Source organism: Campylobacter concisus (assembly GCF_050447505.1).
Lineage (GTDB): Bacteria > Campylobacterota > Campylobacteria > Campylobacterales > Campylobacteraceae > Campylobacter_A > Campylobacter_A concisus_BP.
The window spans coordinates 1,451,370-1,465,332 of sequence record NZ_JALMFZ010000001.1; the positions used below are offsets into that span (position 1 = coordinate 1,451,370).

Consider the following 13,963-nt stretch of genomic DNA (forward strand, 5'->3'; position numbering starts at 1 on the left):
TTAGTTCCTATTTAGGCAGTTTAAGTCGCTAAAAGCAGTCTGAAGACGCTTAACCATGCTCTCCTCGCCACTTCTTAGCCATTTCCTTGGATCGTAGTATTTTTTATTTGGCTTATCATCGCCCTCTGGGTTGCCGATCTGACCTTGCAAGTATGCTCTATTTTTGGCCTCATACTCGCGCACGCCGTCCCAGAAAGCCCACTGCGTATCGGTGTCAATGTTCATCTTGATAACGCCGTAGCTTACAGCATTTTTGATATCTTTTAGCTCACTGCCGCTACCGCCGTGAAATACAAAATTTACTGGCTTGTCGCTTTTTGTATTAAATTTCTTAGCCACATAGGCTTGTGAGTTTTTAAGAATTTCTGGTCTTAGCACGACATTGCCTGGTTTATAGACACCATGGACGTTACCAAAACTAGCTGCAATGCTAAATTTATCGCTTATCTTGCTTAGTCTTTCATAAGCAAGCGCGACATCCTCTGGCTGGGTGTAAAGAAGTGCGTTATCAACGCTTGTGTTATCTACGCCATCTTCTTCGCCACCAGTGACGCCAAGCTCGATCTCTAGGCTGATGCCAAGCTCGCTAAGCTCTTTTAGATACTTCTCGCACGTGCTTAAATTTTCGTTGATATTCTCTTCGCTAAGATCAAGCATGTGAGAGCTAAAAAGTGGCACGCCGTGAGTTTTTTTATACTCATGGCTTGCTTTTACTAGCTCATCTATCCAAGGCAAAAGCTTTCTAGCAGCGTGGTCAGTGTGTAAAATGACTGGCACGCCGTAAGCCTTAGCAAGCAAATGAACATGCTTTGCTCCAGCGATCGCACCAAGAACGGCTGCGTTTTCGCAGGCTTTACCAGCGTAAAAACCTGCACCGCCATTACTAAACTGAACGATAACAGGCGAGTTAGCAACCTTTGCCGCTTCTAAAACAGCATTTACTGAGTCGCTGCCTACGACATTTACAGCAGGTATTGCAAAACCTTGCTCTTTGGCATAAGCATAAAGTTTTGTTACATCATCTCCGCTTAAAACACCAGGTTTTACGATATCTAAAACGCCCATTTTATCCTCCAAATTTTATTTGTATTCTATCTTTGCTTTTTGGCGTAGAGCTTCACTCTTTTGTCTAACAGCAGCTTGGAATTTCTCCATTTTTACAGCTTGCTCGATCTCTGGTTTTGCTTGTTCAAAGCTTACAGTGCCAGCAGCTTTGCCATCTTCTTTTAAGATAACGTGGTAGCCAAACTGAGTTTTAACTGGCTTAGTTGAAACTGTGCCATTAGCCATTGAAAATGCTGCGTCTGCAAAAGGTTTTACCATTTGGCTTTGACCAAACCAGCCAAGCTCGCCACCGTGTGCTGCTGAGCCTTTATCGATTGATTTTTGGCTTGCTAATTCTGCAAATTTCTTAGTTAGCGCCTCGCCTTTTAAATTTTTAAGTTGAGCGATGATATCGTTTGCTGTTTTTTCATCTTCAACTAAGATATGTCTTGCTCTTGCTTGAGCTGGTTGATTCATGCTAGCTTTGTTTTTGTTGTAAAAATCTCTTAAATCGCTATCACTTACTTTTATACCGTCAAATAATTTTCTCATATAAAGCTCAACTGCGATGCCTTCTTGTGCAGCTTTTACAGCCTTGATGTAATCAACATCTTTTTCAATGCCTGTTGCTTTTGCGTCTTTTAAAAGAAGTTTTCTATTGATTAGATCGTCGATTATACGTTTTTTCTCATTTGGTTGAAGCTTGCTAGCGTCAAAACCTGGCATAGCCGCTGATAAAAGTGCTGAGATATCGCTATCGTTTATAGCATCGCCATCAACTGTTGCAACTACTGCTGCGTTTAGAGTGACAGCTGCAGCTAAACTTAAAACTGCTGGAAACAAAAATTTTTTCATATAAATCCTTTAAAAAATTGATTTTATGGGCAGGATTATATCAAATAATGCGGTAACTTTTCGTTTAACTTGCAATTTTAGGTAAAATAGCCAAATGAGAACAAAAAAAGATATTTTAGAGATAAAAAAGAGGCTTTTAGAAGAGTTTAAAGACGCCAAAAGCGAGCTTAAATTTAGAAATTTATATGAACTTCTTGTCTGCGTCATGCTCTCAGCTCAGTGCACCGACAAAAGGGTAAATTTGATCACACCTGCCCTATTTGAGGCGTATAAAGATGTTTTTGAGCTAGCTAGTGCAAATTTAGCCAGTCTAAAGCTCATGATAAACTCATGCAGCTTTTTTAATAATAAGGCCGTAAATTTGATCAAGATGGCAAACAGCGTGGTTGAGCTTTATAACGGAGAAATTCCGCTTGATGAAGAGAAGCTAAAAGCCCTTGCTGGAGTTGGGCAAAAGACCGCTCACGTCGTGCTTTTAGAGGCGACAAATGCAAACGTAATGGCCGTTGATACGCATGTTTTTAGGGTATCACATAGACTTGGCTTAAGCAGCGCAAAGACGCCAGAAGCAACTGAAGAGGATCTAACTCTTGCCTTTAAAACTGATCTTGGCAAGCTTCATCAAGCGATGGTGCTTTTTGGACGCTACACCTGCAAGGCTAAAAAGCCGCTTTGTTTTGAGTGCATATTAAGCGATCTTTGCAAGAGCAAGGACAAGGTGATATAGATAAAATTTGCTAGAAATCTCTAGCAAATTTTACTTTTTATGAGTTATATTTTTTAACGATACCGCTAACTACTTTTTCTATAAAAAGCGCAGAAGCTACTTCGCAGTGCTCTCTTGTAGAGTGAGGTGAGTAGATGTTTGGTCCAATAGAACATGCACTAAGATCTGCTTTTTTCTCTAAAAGCACACCACACTCAAGGCCCGCGTGCACAGCTGTTATCCTTGCATTTGGCTTATAAATTTTAAGCTCTTCTAAAATATCGTTTGCAAATTTATCATTTATAGGCTTCCAAGCTGGATTTCTGTCTTTGCTAATGACATTAAAACCAACCGCCTTTGCAAGCTCAGAAATTTCAAACTCCATCCTATTTAGGCCGTCTTTGCTCATAGATCTTGTGAAAAACTTCCAAAAATTTTATAGATAAGAAATGTAAAAAGAATACGCAATAAAGAAGCTGAGAAAATAGGGTAGCGACATAGAATTTGATAAATTTGCGTTTGGCTACTAGAGCTACCATTTATAGATTTTTGGTAGCCAAGATAGATGCTTATTAAGATAAGCGGAGCAAAACCCTATATAAATAGGTAGGATGAAATTTATTTGACGGTCTTTTTGGCTACTAAATTTATAAAATAACTAAACTTCAAGCCAAAAATATTAAATTTTGGCTCTTTTTTCTCTTGCTTTTTTGATCTTGTTTTTAACTACATGAAATTTTGAAGCTGCAGCCGAGTATAGATCCTTGTAAGTAACCAAAAATTTTGACTCTTTTTTAGTGCAAATAACTGCAAAAACGCTCTCAAGGTCGATTCTCTCTTTTTGTGTTAAATTTTCCATCTATTTTCCTAGCAATTTTCTCATCTTATTGACAACAAATAATATTTCATCATCGTCAAGCTCACATAGCAGTTTGCAAACAGCAGCAGCAGCCTGCGGCTTTGAGTTGCCAAGCCTCCAGTCCTGATATGTCCTCATCGGCACGCCAAGATCCTCTGCCATTTTTGCTTGTGAAATTTTCTTACCGATATTTTTTGCTTCAACTGCATTGTGAAGCAAATTAAATATATCACTTGTTTCAATCATTGAAGAATTATACGTTTTTTTTCATTAAATATACCTAAAATATTATATAAATAATGTAAAATAGTATATAAATATCAATATAAAGTATTAAACATACTAAAAATTATTTATAATATACGTTAAAACGTATAAAAATCTATTAAAAATTTGAAAAATGATCGAAAATTTGAGATAAGAGTTGTTTAAACTTAAGATTAATTTCTAGTTTAAATTTCTTGCTTTTGGGATAAGTGGTTTTTGTTTAAATTTGTTTAGATGTTTTGGCATAAAAGAGCTTGATCTTGATGTAACTTGTTTTAAAAATACTTTATTTAAAAAACTTGTATCAAGATATAGGTTGCCTTGAAATAGGTTGCTGTAGTGGCGATTCATTTCAAATTTAGTCGCAACTTATATAAAATAGCTTGCTGTAAAATAACTAAGAACAGATAAAACGGCTTGATTTAACAAATAACCTAGCGCAGAAACAGCTTGCTAAAAATGCAAGCTCACTACAAAATCAGAACATAAAACTAAATAGCCACATAGTCTTTCTAGTAGCTAAAACCAGCGTTACATCAAAACATTTTAATATAAATTTCTCAGCCAAACCCTACATCAAAAGCCTTATAAAACTTTAGTTATATAGGCTAAATATATATAAATAAATTTTTTTAACTTATATACTTGACATTGATAAACTAAAGTTGTATAATCCGCTTAGCAATTAAAAAGAAAGAGTGCTAAAAGTGAGTAAAACAAATAAACGCGATTTGATACTAAATTCTATCATTGAAGCCTATTTGCAGGACAATGCGCCTATTGGCTCAAACGAGCTTGGCTCTCGTATGAGCGTGGCGATACCGGCATCTACGATACGTGTTTATTTCAAAAAGCTTTCAGATGAGGGCGAGATCACAAAGCTTCACATCAGTGGCGGCAGGATCCCAACTATCGCTGCGATGAGAAGATATTGGAGTGAAATTTTTGGCGAAAACGACATAAATTTAGAGATAAATGACCCAAGAAGCTTAAAGATGCTCTGTGATGAGTTTGAGCTTTATTGTATGATTTTTGGCACGATCGATAAGGAGTTGCTAGAAATTTTAAATTTAAATGATAGATATCTGGTTTTAAATTTTAGTGGCGATGAGATCGCCATTAAATTTGACGCTAGGATGTATAAATTTTTAAACAACCTTATCGGAGTTAGCTTAGACAAGCTTGAGCTTATCTGTTCTCAAGTTGGCTTAAGCGAACTAAAAAACAAGATAAGAGAGCTTAAAAGGACTAAAATTTACTTCCAAGAAAATGAAATTTTAGCCTTTGATATGTTTAAGGATAGACACTTTAAGATGGTTTTTGACCCAAGTTTTAGCTTGCAGATGGACGAAAAGCTTACATTTTCTCCTATGTTTGATGAAAATTACATGGGGCTTAAATTTAAAGCAAACTACCTTGGTAGCGAGGCGCAGATGATCTGTGCTGGCAGTGTTTATACTGATTATGTGAAATTTATAAATCTAATAAAGGAGGCCGCGTGAGCGAAGAGGTAAAAGAGCAAAATCTGCCTGAGGTCGAGCCTGTGCAAGAGGCAGCTAGCGATAGCGTAAATTTAGATGCACTTGGTGATATCTCAAAAGTGGAGAAGCTCGAAAAGGAGCTTGGCGAGATCACTGATAAATATTACAGAGCAAATGCTGAGTTTGAAAATATCAAAAAGCGTTATGAAAAAGAGAAAGCAGACGTTGCAAGCTATGCAAATGAGAAATTTGCAAGGGACTTGCTACCAGTCATCGATGCGCTCGAGATCGCTGCAAATTTTGACCCAGAGGATGATGAATTTGCTAAAAAGATCAAAGAGGGCATTTTGATAACGATAAATCAGTTTAAGAAATGTTTTGAAAAGCATGGCGTGAGCGAGATTGCAACTGATGCCGAGTTTGATCCAAATGTGCATAATGCCGTTTTAAGGGTCGATAGCGAGGAGAAGCAGAGCGGTCAGATCGTGCAAGCTTTACAAAAGGGCTATATGATAAATGGTAGGGTTTTGCGCCCAGCTATGGTCAGTGTGGCAAACTAAATTTAAAAAATAAATCTAATAAAGGAAAAATATGTCAAAAGTTATAGGTATAGACTTAGGTACAACAAACTCTTGTGTGAGCGTTTTTGAGCGCGGCGAGAGTAAGGTTATCCCAAACAAAGAGGGCAAAAACACAACTCCATCTGTCGTTGCTTTTACAGACAAAGGTGAAATTCTAGTAGGCGACGTTGCAAAACGTCAAGCAGTTACAAACCCTGAAAAAACGATATATTCTATCAAACGTATCATGGGTTTGATGAGCAATGAAAAAAATGCTGAAGAGGCAAAGGCTCGCTTGCCATATCATGTTGTAGATAGAAATGGCGCTTGCGCGGTTGAGATCGCTGGTAAGGTCTATACTCCGCAAGAAATTTCAGCAAAAATTCTTATCAAACTAAAAGAAGACGCTGAAGCATACCTTGGTGAAAAGGTAACAGACGCGGTCATCACTGTGCCTGCATACTTTAACGATAGCCAAAGAAAGGCTACAAAAGAGGCTGGAACGATCGCTGGTCTAAACGTGCTTCGTATCATCAATGAGCCAACAGCTGCGGCGCTTGCTTATGGTCTTGATAAAAAAGAGGCTGAGAAAATTTTAGTTTATGACCTAGGTGGTGGTACATTTGACGTTACAGTGCTTGAAACTGGCGATAACATCGTTGAAGTTTTGGCAACTGGCGGTAACGCATTCTTAGGCGGTGATGACTTTGATAACAAGATCATCGACTGGCTAGTAAGTGAGTTTAAAAATGAAACCGGTATCGATCTAAAAGGCGATATCATGGCGCTTCAACGCTTAAAAGAAGCAGCTGAAAATGCTAAAAAAGAGCTAAGCTCAGCTCAAGAGACTGAGATAAATTTACCATTTATCACAGCTGATGCGACTGGTCCAAAACACCTTGTCAAAAAGCTAACTCGTGCTAAATTTGAAGGCATGATCGACTCACTTGTGGGCGAGACTATCACTAAGATAAATGAAGTCATCAAAGATGCAGGTCTAAGCAAGAGCGACATCAAAGAGGTCGTAATGGTCGGTGGTTCAACTCGTGTGCCACTTGTTCAAGAAGAGGTTAAAAAGGCATTTGGCAAAGAGCTAAATAAGAGCGTAAATCCAGATGAAGTCGTGGCTATCGGTGCTGCGATCCAAGGTGCGGTTATAAAAGGTGACGTTAAAGACGTGCTACTTCTTGACGTTACTCCACTTAGCCTTGGTATCGAGACACTTGGCGGCGTGATGACAAAGATCATCGAAAAAGGCACAACTATACCAACTAAGAAAAGTCAAGTCTTCTCAACCGCTGAAGATAACCAAAGTGCCGTTACTATCATGGTTTTACAAGGTGAGCGTGAGTTTGCAAGGGATAATAAATCACTTGGTAACTTCAACTTAGAGGGCATCCCAGCAGCTCCAAGAGGCGTGCCTCAAATCGAAGTCGAATTTGACATCGACGCAAACGGAATTTTAACCGTTTCAGCAAAAGATAAAGCGACTGGCAAAGCCCAAAACATCACTATCTCAGGATCAAGCGGTCTTAGCGAAGATGAGATAAATAGCATGGTAAAAGATGCTGAGCTTCACAAAGAAGAGGATAAAAAGCGCAAAGACGCAGTCGAAGCTAGAAACCAAGCCGATGCACTAGTTCATCAAACTGAAAAGAGCATGAGCGAGCTTGGCGAGAAAGTCCCAGCTGAGGATAGAAGCAACATCGAAGCTGCGCTAAATGATCTAAAAGAGGTCTTAAAAGATGAAAACTCTTCAAAAGAGCAAATCGATGCAAAAGTAGAAGCTCTAAGCAAAGCTAGCCACAAACTAGCAGAAGCTATGTATAAAAAAGATGAAAACGCTGGCGCAAACGGCGGAAATAACAAAAAAGACGACGACGTCATAGACGCTGAAGTCGAGTAAAACTCCTAGAGCAGGGCATTTGCCTTGCTCTTTTAAATTTAACCTATAAATTTAAACTTCTAAAAATTCTTAACACACACTGGCAACATCATCTTGTAAGATAAAAAGTATAAATTTCTAAAACGCAAAAATTTAGCCGCACTCCAAAAATCAAGACCTTTTAACGATCTCTACCCACCTATCAAGCTCTTGTTGCTCGGCTTTTAGCGTGCTGCTTTCGCCGTGTCCTGGATAAAGAGTGAAGTCGCCCTTTAGATTTTTACATTTTTCTAGGCTTTTTAGCATCTCATTTTTATCCGAATATGGAAAGTCCCAGCGTCCGATGCTACCTTTAAATAAAAAATCTCCACTAAACATCACATCTTCTATCTCTATCATCGAGCAGCCTGGCGTGTGCCCTGGAAAATGGTGAAATTTAAAAGAAAAGTCACCCACTACAAAGCTCTCATCGCCTTGAGCCAAAATGTCTGGCACAAAGGTGTTTTTCATATAGCCAAAAATGTCACTCTCACACATAAAAGCATCAAATTTATTGATATAAACTGGGATTTTTAGCTCATTTTTTAGCTCGCTCACGTCGTAAATATGGTCAAAATGCCCATGAGTGCAAAGTATCGCCTTTAAATTTTGTGCATTTTGCAAAACCCACTCTTTTGCCCCATCGCCTGGATCTATCACTAAACTTGAGCCATTTTTGGTAACGATGTAGCAATTTGTCCCAAAATCGCCAAAACTTTTATGCATTACTCTCATTTCTTACCTTAAATTTATTATTTCTTAAATATTTACATCTTTTTACTTAAACTTAAAGAAAAATTTTAAATTTAATTAGTATAATTTTTGCAAAAGGAAGCAAATTTAGGCAAAGGGACAATGAAGGGGTATCAAAAAATAGAAGAAACTTTAGTTTTTAGCTTAAAAGATAAAACTAAAGGTAAAAAACTACTATTAGGTGTAAGCGGCGGTATTGATTCTGCTGTGGTTGCGACACTTTGTGCGAGAGCAAAGCCAGATGAAACTCACGCACTCATCATGCCAACAGCATCATCAAACAAAGAAAATATGGACGACGCTTTAAATTTATGTGAAAAACTAAACATAAAATATAAGGTTTTATCCATAGAGGGTATTTTAAATGCCTTTTACGAAACGATAGATGTAAATTTAAGCAATTTAAGAAAAGGGAATTTAGCAGCTAGAGTTAGAATGAGCTTGCTTTATGATTATTCATCTAGTATAAACGCTCTAGTCATCGGCACAAGCAACAAAAGTGAGCTTATGCTTGGTTATGGCACGATATTTGGGGATTTGGCGTGCGCGATAAATCCTATCGGAGAGCTTTATAAGAGTGAAATTTTTGAATTTGCAAAACATCTTGGTGTTGATGAAAATTTTATCAAAAAAGCACCTTCGGCCGATCTTTGGGATGGGCAAAGTGACGAGGGCGACATAGGTTACAGCTACGCTGTTATCGACGAGATTTTACAAAATTTAGAAAATAACAAGGAGCAAGCCATCAAAAAGTTTGGATTAAAAGCGGTCTTGGATATAGAAAATAGAGTTGTGTCAAACAGGTTTAAACGACAAATGCCGTTGATAGTGAAAATTTAAAGGATTAAAGATGAGAGAAATTCCGTTTTACAAACCAACTATCACTGAGCGTGAGAGTGAGCTTATCGAAGAGGCTTTGCATTCTGAAAATGCTACTGATACGGTTGCTAAATTTGAAGAAAAGCTAAAAGAGTACTTTGGTGCTAAATTTGTTGTCACTACAAATAACATCGCAGCAGCGCACCATTTAGCGCTAAGTGCGATGGATACAAAGCGTGGCGATAAGGTCATCTGCTCAGTAAATGCCTTCCCTAGCGTGGCTCAGGCTGTTAGACATTTTGATGCCGAGCCTATCTTTGTTGATATCGATGAAGAGGACTTTAACATCAGTCCAGAAGCCCTTGAAAAGGTGCTAAAAGAGCAAAATCACAAAAAACTAAAATGTGCTTTCATCTCACACATCGCTGGACAAAGCGCTAGGCTTGATGAGATAAAGGCTATCTGCGAAAAATATGGCATCGTCGTTTTAGATGACGCAAACCGAGGCATAGGACTAACATACAATGGCAAAAAGGTTGGTTCAGACTCGTTTTTATCATGCTTTCAGACAAACTCACGCGTGCAAAACCCTATATCAACAGTTGGATTTTTCACTACAAATGACGAAGAGGTCTATAAAAAAGCAAAACTACTTCGTAACTACGCCCTTGTAAATGGTATAGATAAATTTGGTAGTTTAAGCTACATCTACGACGTCGTTGATATCGGTTTAAAATACGACATAAACTCGATAAATGCGGCATTTTCTATCGCTCAGCTTGAAAAGACAGACGAGCTTATAAAACGCAGAAAAAAGATCGCTGAAATTTACGATAAAGAGCTTAAAGAGTGTCACAACATCACAACTCCAGTCAAAAAACGCGAGCACATCTACACTCAATACATCATCAAGATAAATAAAAACCGCGACAGCTTTGCTAGAGAGCTTTTGGAGCACGGAATTCACACTTCGCTGCACTACATACCGATACATTTGCTAAGTTATTATAAAAATAAATATTCGCTTAAAGTAAATGACTTTCCAAATGCTCTAAAAGCGTATCAACAAGTCTTGTCGCTACCTATATATCATAGTTTGAGTGACGAAGAGGTGCAATATATCTGCAACACGGTAAAAGAAATTTCTAAATCACGTGTTTAAGAAATTTAACATCCTTTTACACTCTTGGGCGAATGACTACTTCTTTCGCCCAAATTTCTTTCAAATCTTACTAGCATTTTTACTTTTGCCACTAAGTCTTATCTACGCTCTAGTCATAGTTTGCAAGAAATTTAGCGCGCAAAAAAAAGAGTTTGGTATAAAAATAATAAGCGTTGGAAACTTAACCCTTGGAGGAAGCGGCAAGACCCCACTTTGCGTCGCTATCGCTAAGAATTTCGAAGGCGCTTTTATCATCCTTAGAGGCTATAAAAGAAAGAGCAAAGGCATGCAAGTTGTCGCAAGAGATGGCGAAATTTTACTTGACGTGGCGGCAAGTGGCGATGAGGCGATGATATATGCTACAAGCCTTAAAAACGCAAATGTGATCGTTAGTGAAGATAGAAAAGTAGCTATAAACTACTCCAAAACTCAGGGCGCAAAGTATATCTTGCTAGACGATGGATTTTCTAAATTTGACATAGCTAAATTTGACATATTGGTGCGTCCAAACCCAGAGCCAAAGCTAAAGCTTTGCCTACCAAGCGGGGCTTATAGATATCCATTTAGCTTTTATAAATTTGGTGACTTCATCGCACGTGAGGGGCAAACTCACTTTAGAAAGAGCGAAATTTTAAATAAAACTGAAAAAATGGTGCTAGTTACCGCCATAGCAAATCCAGCCCGCCTTGAGGCATTTTTTAGCGAGTGCGTAGGGCAGGTATTTTTCCCTGACCACTACGACTTTTCAAAAGAAGAGCTAAGTGAAATTTTGCAAACCTACGGCGCTACCTCGCTTTTGATGACACAAAAGGACTATGTAAAGGTAAAGGATTTTGGGCTAAGGGTATCGCTTATCACGCTTGAAGTTACGCTAAGCGAGGAGTTTAAAAAGGTTTTGGCACAGCAAATTTAAGCCCATTTTGTTATAATGAGCCACTTTTTAAAAGGAAAATTTAGATCAAAATGAGAATTTTAATCACCTCAGTCGCAAAGAAAAAAGAGGCAAAAAAACTAAGCAAAAAGCTCGTAAAAAAGGGACTTGCAGCTTGCGTGAGTAGCTTTAGTGCAAAGAGCATTTATCTTTGGCAAGAGAAGCTTTGCGTTGAAAAAGAGCAAATTTTACTCATAAAAACGGACGTGAAATTTAAAAAAGTAGCTAAATTTATAAGAAAGCACCACAGCTACGAAACCCCAGAAATTTTGGCACTTAAGCCAAAAGATGTTTTTAAAAAATATGAAAATTGGATAAAAAAATCAACCAAAAAAGGCAAAAAATGAGACTAACACCAACTAGAAGTGTAAAAGATGAAAAGGTAAAAAATGTAAATTTAAGCACAGCTATGCTTAGCCCAAGCTCCACTCACGGCGGACTTTACGCGCCAAAGAAGCTACCAAAGATCACAAAGGCAAAGTGGCAAGAGCTCTCAAGCCTAAGCTACGAAAAGCTCGCACTTCACATCATCTCGCTATTTAAATTTGACGTGCCAGAGGCGTTTTTCAAAAAAGCGCTCAAGAGATACGCAAGCTTTGATGACCCAAAGCACCCAGTCATTTTTAAAAAAATAGATAAAAATTTATACGTAAATGAGCTCTATCACGGCCCAACTAGGGCATTTAAGGATATGGCGCTTCAGCCTTTTGGCTCGCTGCTTAGCCAGCTAGCAAAAGAGAGGGGCGAAAGATACCTTATCATGTGCGCAACTAGCGGTGACACGGGCCCTGCGACACTTCAGACTTTTGCAAATGATGAAAATATAAAGGTCGTCTGCCTCTATCCAGACGGCGGCACGAGCGAGGTGCAAAAGCTTCAGATGCAGACCATGCAGGGTGAAAATTTAAAGGTTTTTGGCATAAAAGGCGACTTTGATGACGCTCAAAGAGCGCTAAAAACGCTGCTTGCAAATGATAAATTTAAATCTGAGCTTAAGAAAAAACGCCTTAAACTAAGCGCGGCAAACTCGGTAAATTTTGGAAGAATCCTCTTTCAGATCATCTATCACGCTTACGCCTACGCAAATTTGCTAAAACAAAAAGCGCTTAAGGCAAACGAGAGCTTTGACATCATCGTGCCAAGTGGAAATTTTGGCAACGCTCTTGGGGCGTATTACGCTAAAAAAATGGGCGCAAAGATCGGCAAGATCAAGATCGCCTCAAACGCAAACAACATCTTGACGCAGTTTTTTACCACCGGCGTTTATGACCTAAGAGACAAAAAGCTGGTTAAGACGATAAGCCCAGCCATGGACATTTTGATAAGCTCAAACGTCGAGCGCTTGCTGTTTGATAAATTTGGTAGCGAGCGAACTAATGAGCTCATGCAAAGCCTCGCAAAAAACAAATTTTATAAGCTTAGCAAACAAGAGCTTGAAGCGCTAAAAGAGGACTTTGAGGCTAGCTGGTGCGACGACAAAGAGTGCGAGGCATATATCGCAAAGCTCGCAAAGGACGGCTACGCGATCGATCCGCATACGGCTACTTGCTTTAAAATGGTGGATGCTAGCCGCATAAACGTCATCACATCGACCGCGCACTGGGTGAAATTTACGCCAAGCATGATCAAAGCGTGCCAGATCAAAGATACAAAAGATGAAAAAGATGCGCTGGCAAAGACCGCTAAAATCTTAAATGACAGCGTGCCAAGCTCGATAAACTCGCTATTTAGCGCAAAAATTTTGCATAAAAATATCATAAAAGAGGACGAGATCGAAAAGTGCGTCCTAGAATGGATCGAGCGATGATAATCATCCCTGCCCGCCTTGCTTCAACAAGGTTTAGTAATAAAATTTTAAAAGAGATAAATGGCGTGCCGATGTTTGTGGCGACGACTCTTAGAGTAAGCGGCGTGGACGATGTGGCGGTTGCGGTGGACGAGCCAAGCGTGCTTGATATCGCCAAGGCTCACGGCATAAAAGCTGTGCTAACTAGCAAAGATCATCAAAGTGGCACTGATAGGATAAACGAAGCGGCGCAAATTTTGGGGCTAAATGAGAGTGAGATCATCATAAATGTTCAGGCTGATGAGCCATTTATCGAGCCTGAAAATATCGCTAAATTTAGGGCATTTTGCGAGCAAAATAAGGAGAAAGCCTTTATGTTTTCTTGTTACAAAAAGATGGACGATGAGTTTGCAGATGATAAAAATTTAGTCAAAGTGGTGACTGATTTTGAGGGCTACGCGCTTTATTTTTCAAGATCGAGGATACCATTTAACAGAAGCGAGTGCAAAAGCTACAAGGCGCACCTTGGCATCTATGGATACAGCGTAAAAAGCCTAAAAGAGTTTTGCGGCCTCTTGCCTTCAAGCCTTGAAAATACTGAGAAGCTCGAGCAGCTGCGCGCCTTAGAAAATGGCAAAAAGATAGCGATGCTAGAGGTTGAAAGTCAAAGTATCGGCATCGATAGCGAAGAGGACTACCAAAGAGCACTAGCTAAATTTGGTAAATGAGCCTAAATTTGCTCTGCTTTGGCGTTTTTGCTTAGTCAGAGCAAAATCTAAATTTTTATAAATTTGGGTAATGGTTTGGCTGATTTTT

17 protein-coding genes are annotated in these 13,963 nt (G+C 38.9%); 10 read left to right on the forward strand and 7 right to left on the reverse strand.

Features of this window, described 5'->3' with window-relative positions:
- Nucleotides 1-1,065: a class II fructose-bisphosphate aldolase gene (gene fbaA / locus MTT09_RS07390; protein WP_009294115.1), complete on the reverse strand. Its 1,065-nt coding sequence runs from the start codon at nt 1,063-1,065 to the stop codon at nt 1-3.
- 15 nt (nt 1,066-1,080) lie between these two features.
- Complete coding sequence (locus tag MTT09_RS07395; protein ID WP_009294116.1) at nt 1,081-1,899, reverse strand: peptidylprolyl isomerase; 819 nt, start codon at nt 1,897-1,899, stop codon at nt 1,081-1,083.
- A 94-nt stretch (nt 1,900-1,993) separates the two neighbouring features.
- Here MTT09_RS07395 and nth point away from each other — a divergent pair, with 94 nt between their 5' ends.
- The gene (gene nth, locus MTT09_RS07400) at nt 1,994-2,626 is read left to right on the forward strand and encodes an endonuclease III (RefSeq protein ID WP_103594072.1); all 633 of its coding nucleotides are present in this window, start codon (nt 1,994-1,996) and stop codon (nt 2,624-2,626) included.
- Nucleotides 2,627-2,663: 37 nt separating this feature from the next.
- On the opposite strand, the gene MTT09_RS07405 is transcribed toward nth, so the two are convergent.
- The 4 genes from MTT09_RS07405 to MTT09_RS07420 form a co-directional block, all read right to left on the reverse strand.
- Complete coding sequence (locus tag MTT09_RS07405) at nt 2,664-3,014, reverse strand: hypothetical protein (protein WP_429803390.1); 351 nt, start codon at nt 3,012-3,014, stop codon at nt 2,664-2,666.
- A 270-nt stretch (nt 3,015-3,284) separates the two neighbouring features.
- Nucleotides 3,285-3,464 (reverse strand): hypothetical protein, encoded by a 180-nt coding sequence (locus tag MTT09_RS07410; protein WP_429803391.1) that lies wholly within the window; start codon nt 3,462-3,464, stop codon nt 3,285-3,287.
- Nucleotides 3,465-3,710, reverse strand: a complete 246-nt coding sequence (locus MTT09_RS07415) for a DNA-binding protein (protein WP_009294123.1) — start codon at nt 3,708-3,710, stop codon at nt 3,465-3,467.
- A gap of 201 nt (nt 3,711-3,911) precedes the next feature.
- The gene (locus MTT09_RS07420) at nt 3,912-4,082 is read right to left on the reverse strand and encodes a hypothetical protein (protein ID WP_429803392.1); all 171 of its coding nucleotides are present in this window, start codon (nt 4,080-4,082) and stop codon (nt 3,912-3,914) included.
- A 356-nt stretch (nt 4,083-4,438) separates the two neighbouring features.
- Here MTT09_RS07420 and MTT09_RS07425 point away from each other — a divergent pair, with 356 nt between their 5' ends.
- The 3 genes from MTT09_RS07425 to dnaK are packed head-to-tail and all read left to right on the forward strand — an operon-like array spanning nt 4,439 to nt 7,678.
- Nucleotides 4,439-5,233 carry an HrcA family transcriptional regulator gene (locus MTT09_RS07425; RefSeq protein ID WP_429803393.1) on the forward strand — a complete coding sequence of 265 codons (795 nt, stop codon included), beginning with the start codon at nt 4,439-4,441 and terminating at the stop codon, nt 5,231-5,233.
- Complete coding sequence (gene grpE / locus MTT09_RS07430) at nt 5,230-5,772, forward strand: nucleotide exchange factor GrpE (RefSeq protein ID WP_009294121.1); 543 nt, start codon at nt 5,230-5,232, stop codon at nt 5,770-5,772. The genes MTT09_RS07425 and grpE overlap by 4 nt, the downstream gene beginning before the upstream one ends.
- A 31-nt stretch (nt 5,773-5,803) precedes the next feature.
- Entirely contained in the window at nt 5,804-7,678 is a 1,875-nt protein-coding gene (dnaK, locus tag MTT09_RS07435) for a molecular chaperone DnaK (protein ID WP_002942660.1), read from the forward strand.
- Nucleotides 7,679-7,828: 150 nt separating this feature from the next.
- Here the strand turns inward: dnaK and MTT09_RS07440 are convergent, their stop codons facing one another.
- A complete protein-coding gene (locus MTT09_RS07440; protein WP_103650584.1) occupies nt 7,829-8,431 on the reverse strand; it encodes an MBL fold metallo-hydrolase in 603 nt (200 codons plus the stop codon).
- Nucleotides 8,432-8,551: 120 nt separating this feature from the next.
- On the opposite strand from MTT09_RS07440, the gene MTT09_RS07445 reads away from it, so the two are divergent.
- Genes MTT09_RS07445 through kdsB form a run of 6 tightly spaced genes read left to right on the forward strand, consistent with a single transcriptional unit; the run spans nt 8,552 to nt 13,875 of the window.
- Nucleotides 8,552-9,289: an NAD+ synthase gene (locus MTT09_RS07445; RefSeq protein ID WP_009294132.1), complete on the forward strand. Its 738-nt coding sequence runs from the start codon at nt 8,552-8,554 to the stop codon at nt 9,287-9,289.
- A gap of 10 nt (nt 9,290-9,299) precedes the next feature.
- Nucleotides 9,300-10,430: a DegT/DnrJ/EryC1/StrS family aminotransferase gene (locus MTT09_RS07450; protein ID WP_103650585.1), complete on the forward strand. Its 1,131-nt coding sequence runs from the start codon at nt 9,300-9,302 to the stop codon at nt 10,428-10,430.
- The gene (locus MTT09_RS07455) at nt 10,423-11,343 is read left to right on the forward strand and encodes a tetraacyldisaccharide 4'-kinase (RefSeq protein WP_103650586.1); all 921 of its coding nucleotides are present in this window, start codon (nt 10,423-10,425) and stop codon (nt 11,341-11,343) included. Before MTT09_RS07450 ends, MTT09_RS07455 begins: the two co-directional genes overlap by 8 nt.
- Nucleotides 11,344-11,393: 50 nt before the next feature.
- Nucleotides 11,394-11,708, forward strand: a complete 315-nt coding sequence (cutA, locus tag MTT09_RS07460) for a divalent-cation tolerance protein CutA (RefSeq protein WP_429803394.1) — start codon at nt 11,394-11,396, stop codon at nt 11,706-11,708.
- Nucleotides 11,705-13,168, forward strand: coding sequence for a threonine synthase (gene thrC / locus MTT09_RS07465; RefSeq protein WP_429803395.1), 1,464 nt, complete (start codon nt 11,705-11,707; stop codon nt 13,166-13,168). Before cutA ends, thrC begins: the two co-directional genes overlap by 4 nt.
- The gene (gene kdsB / locus MTT09_RS07470) at nt 13,165-13,875 is read left to right on the forward strand and encodes a 3-deoxy-manno-octulosonate cytidylyltransferase (RefSeq protein ID WP_429803396.1); all 711 of its coding nucleotides are present in this window, start codon (nt 13,165-13,167) and stop codon (nt 13,873-13,875) included. Before thrC ends, kdsB begins: the two co-directional genes overlap by 4 nt.
- Nucleotides 13,876-13,963: the final 88 nt, after the last annotated feature.

Coding starts and splice junctions, on each gene's coding strand:
- fbaA (WP_009294115.1), bottom strand. CDS start 1,065: ATGGGCGTTTTAGATATCGTAAAACCTGGTGTTTTAAGCGGAGATGAT.
- MTT09_RS07395 (WP_009294116.1), bottom strand. CDS start 1,899: ATGAAAAAATTTTTGTTTCCAGCAGTTTTAAGTTTAGCTGCAGCTGTC.
- nth (WP_103594072.1), top strand. CDS start 1,994: ATGAGAACAAAAAAAGATATTTTAGAGATAAAAAAGAGGCTTTTAGAA.
- MTT09_RS07405 (WP_429803390.1), bottom strand. CDS start 3,014: ATGAGCAAAGACGGCCTAAATAGGATGGAGTTTGAAATTTCTGAGCTT.
- MTT09_RS07410 (WP_429803391.1), bottom strand. CDS start 3,464: ATGGAAAATTTAACACAAAAAGAGAGAATCGACCTTGAGAGCGTTTTT.
- MTT09_RS07415 (WP_009294123.1), bottom strand. CDS start 3,710: ATGATTGAAACAAGTGATATATTTAATTTGCTTCACAATGCAGTTGAA.
- MTT09_RS07420 (WP_429803392.1), bottom strand. CDS start 4,082: ATGAATCGCCACTACAGCAACCTATTTCAAGGCAACCTATATCTTGAT.
- dnaK (WP_002942660.1), top strand. CDS start 5,804: ATGTCAAAAGTTATAGGTATAGACTTAGGTACAACAAACTCTTGTGTG.
- MTT09_RS07440 (WP_103650584.1), bottom strand. CDS start 8,431: ATGAGAGTAATGCATAAAAGTTTTGGCGATTTTGGGACAAATTGCTAC.
- MTT09_RS07445 (WP_009294132.1), top strand. CDS start 8,552: ATGAAGGGGTATCAAAAAATAGAAGAAACTTTAGTTTTTAGCTTAAAA.
- MTT09_RS07450 (WP_103650585.1), top strand. CDS start 9,300: ATGAGAGAAATTCCGTTTTACAAACCAACTATCACTGAGCGTGAGAGT.
- cutA (WP_429803394.1), top strand. CDS start 11,394: ATGAGAATTTTAATCACCTCAGTCGCAAAGAAAAAAGAGGCAAAAAAA.
- thrC (WP_429803395.1), top strand. CDS start 11,705: ATGAGACTAACACCAACTAGAAGTGTAAAAGATGAAAAGGTAAAAAAT.
- kdsB (WP_429803396.1), top strand. CDS start 13,165: ATGATAATCATCCCTGCCCGCCTTGCTTCAACAAGGTTTAGTAATAAA.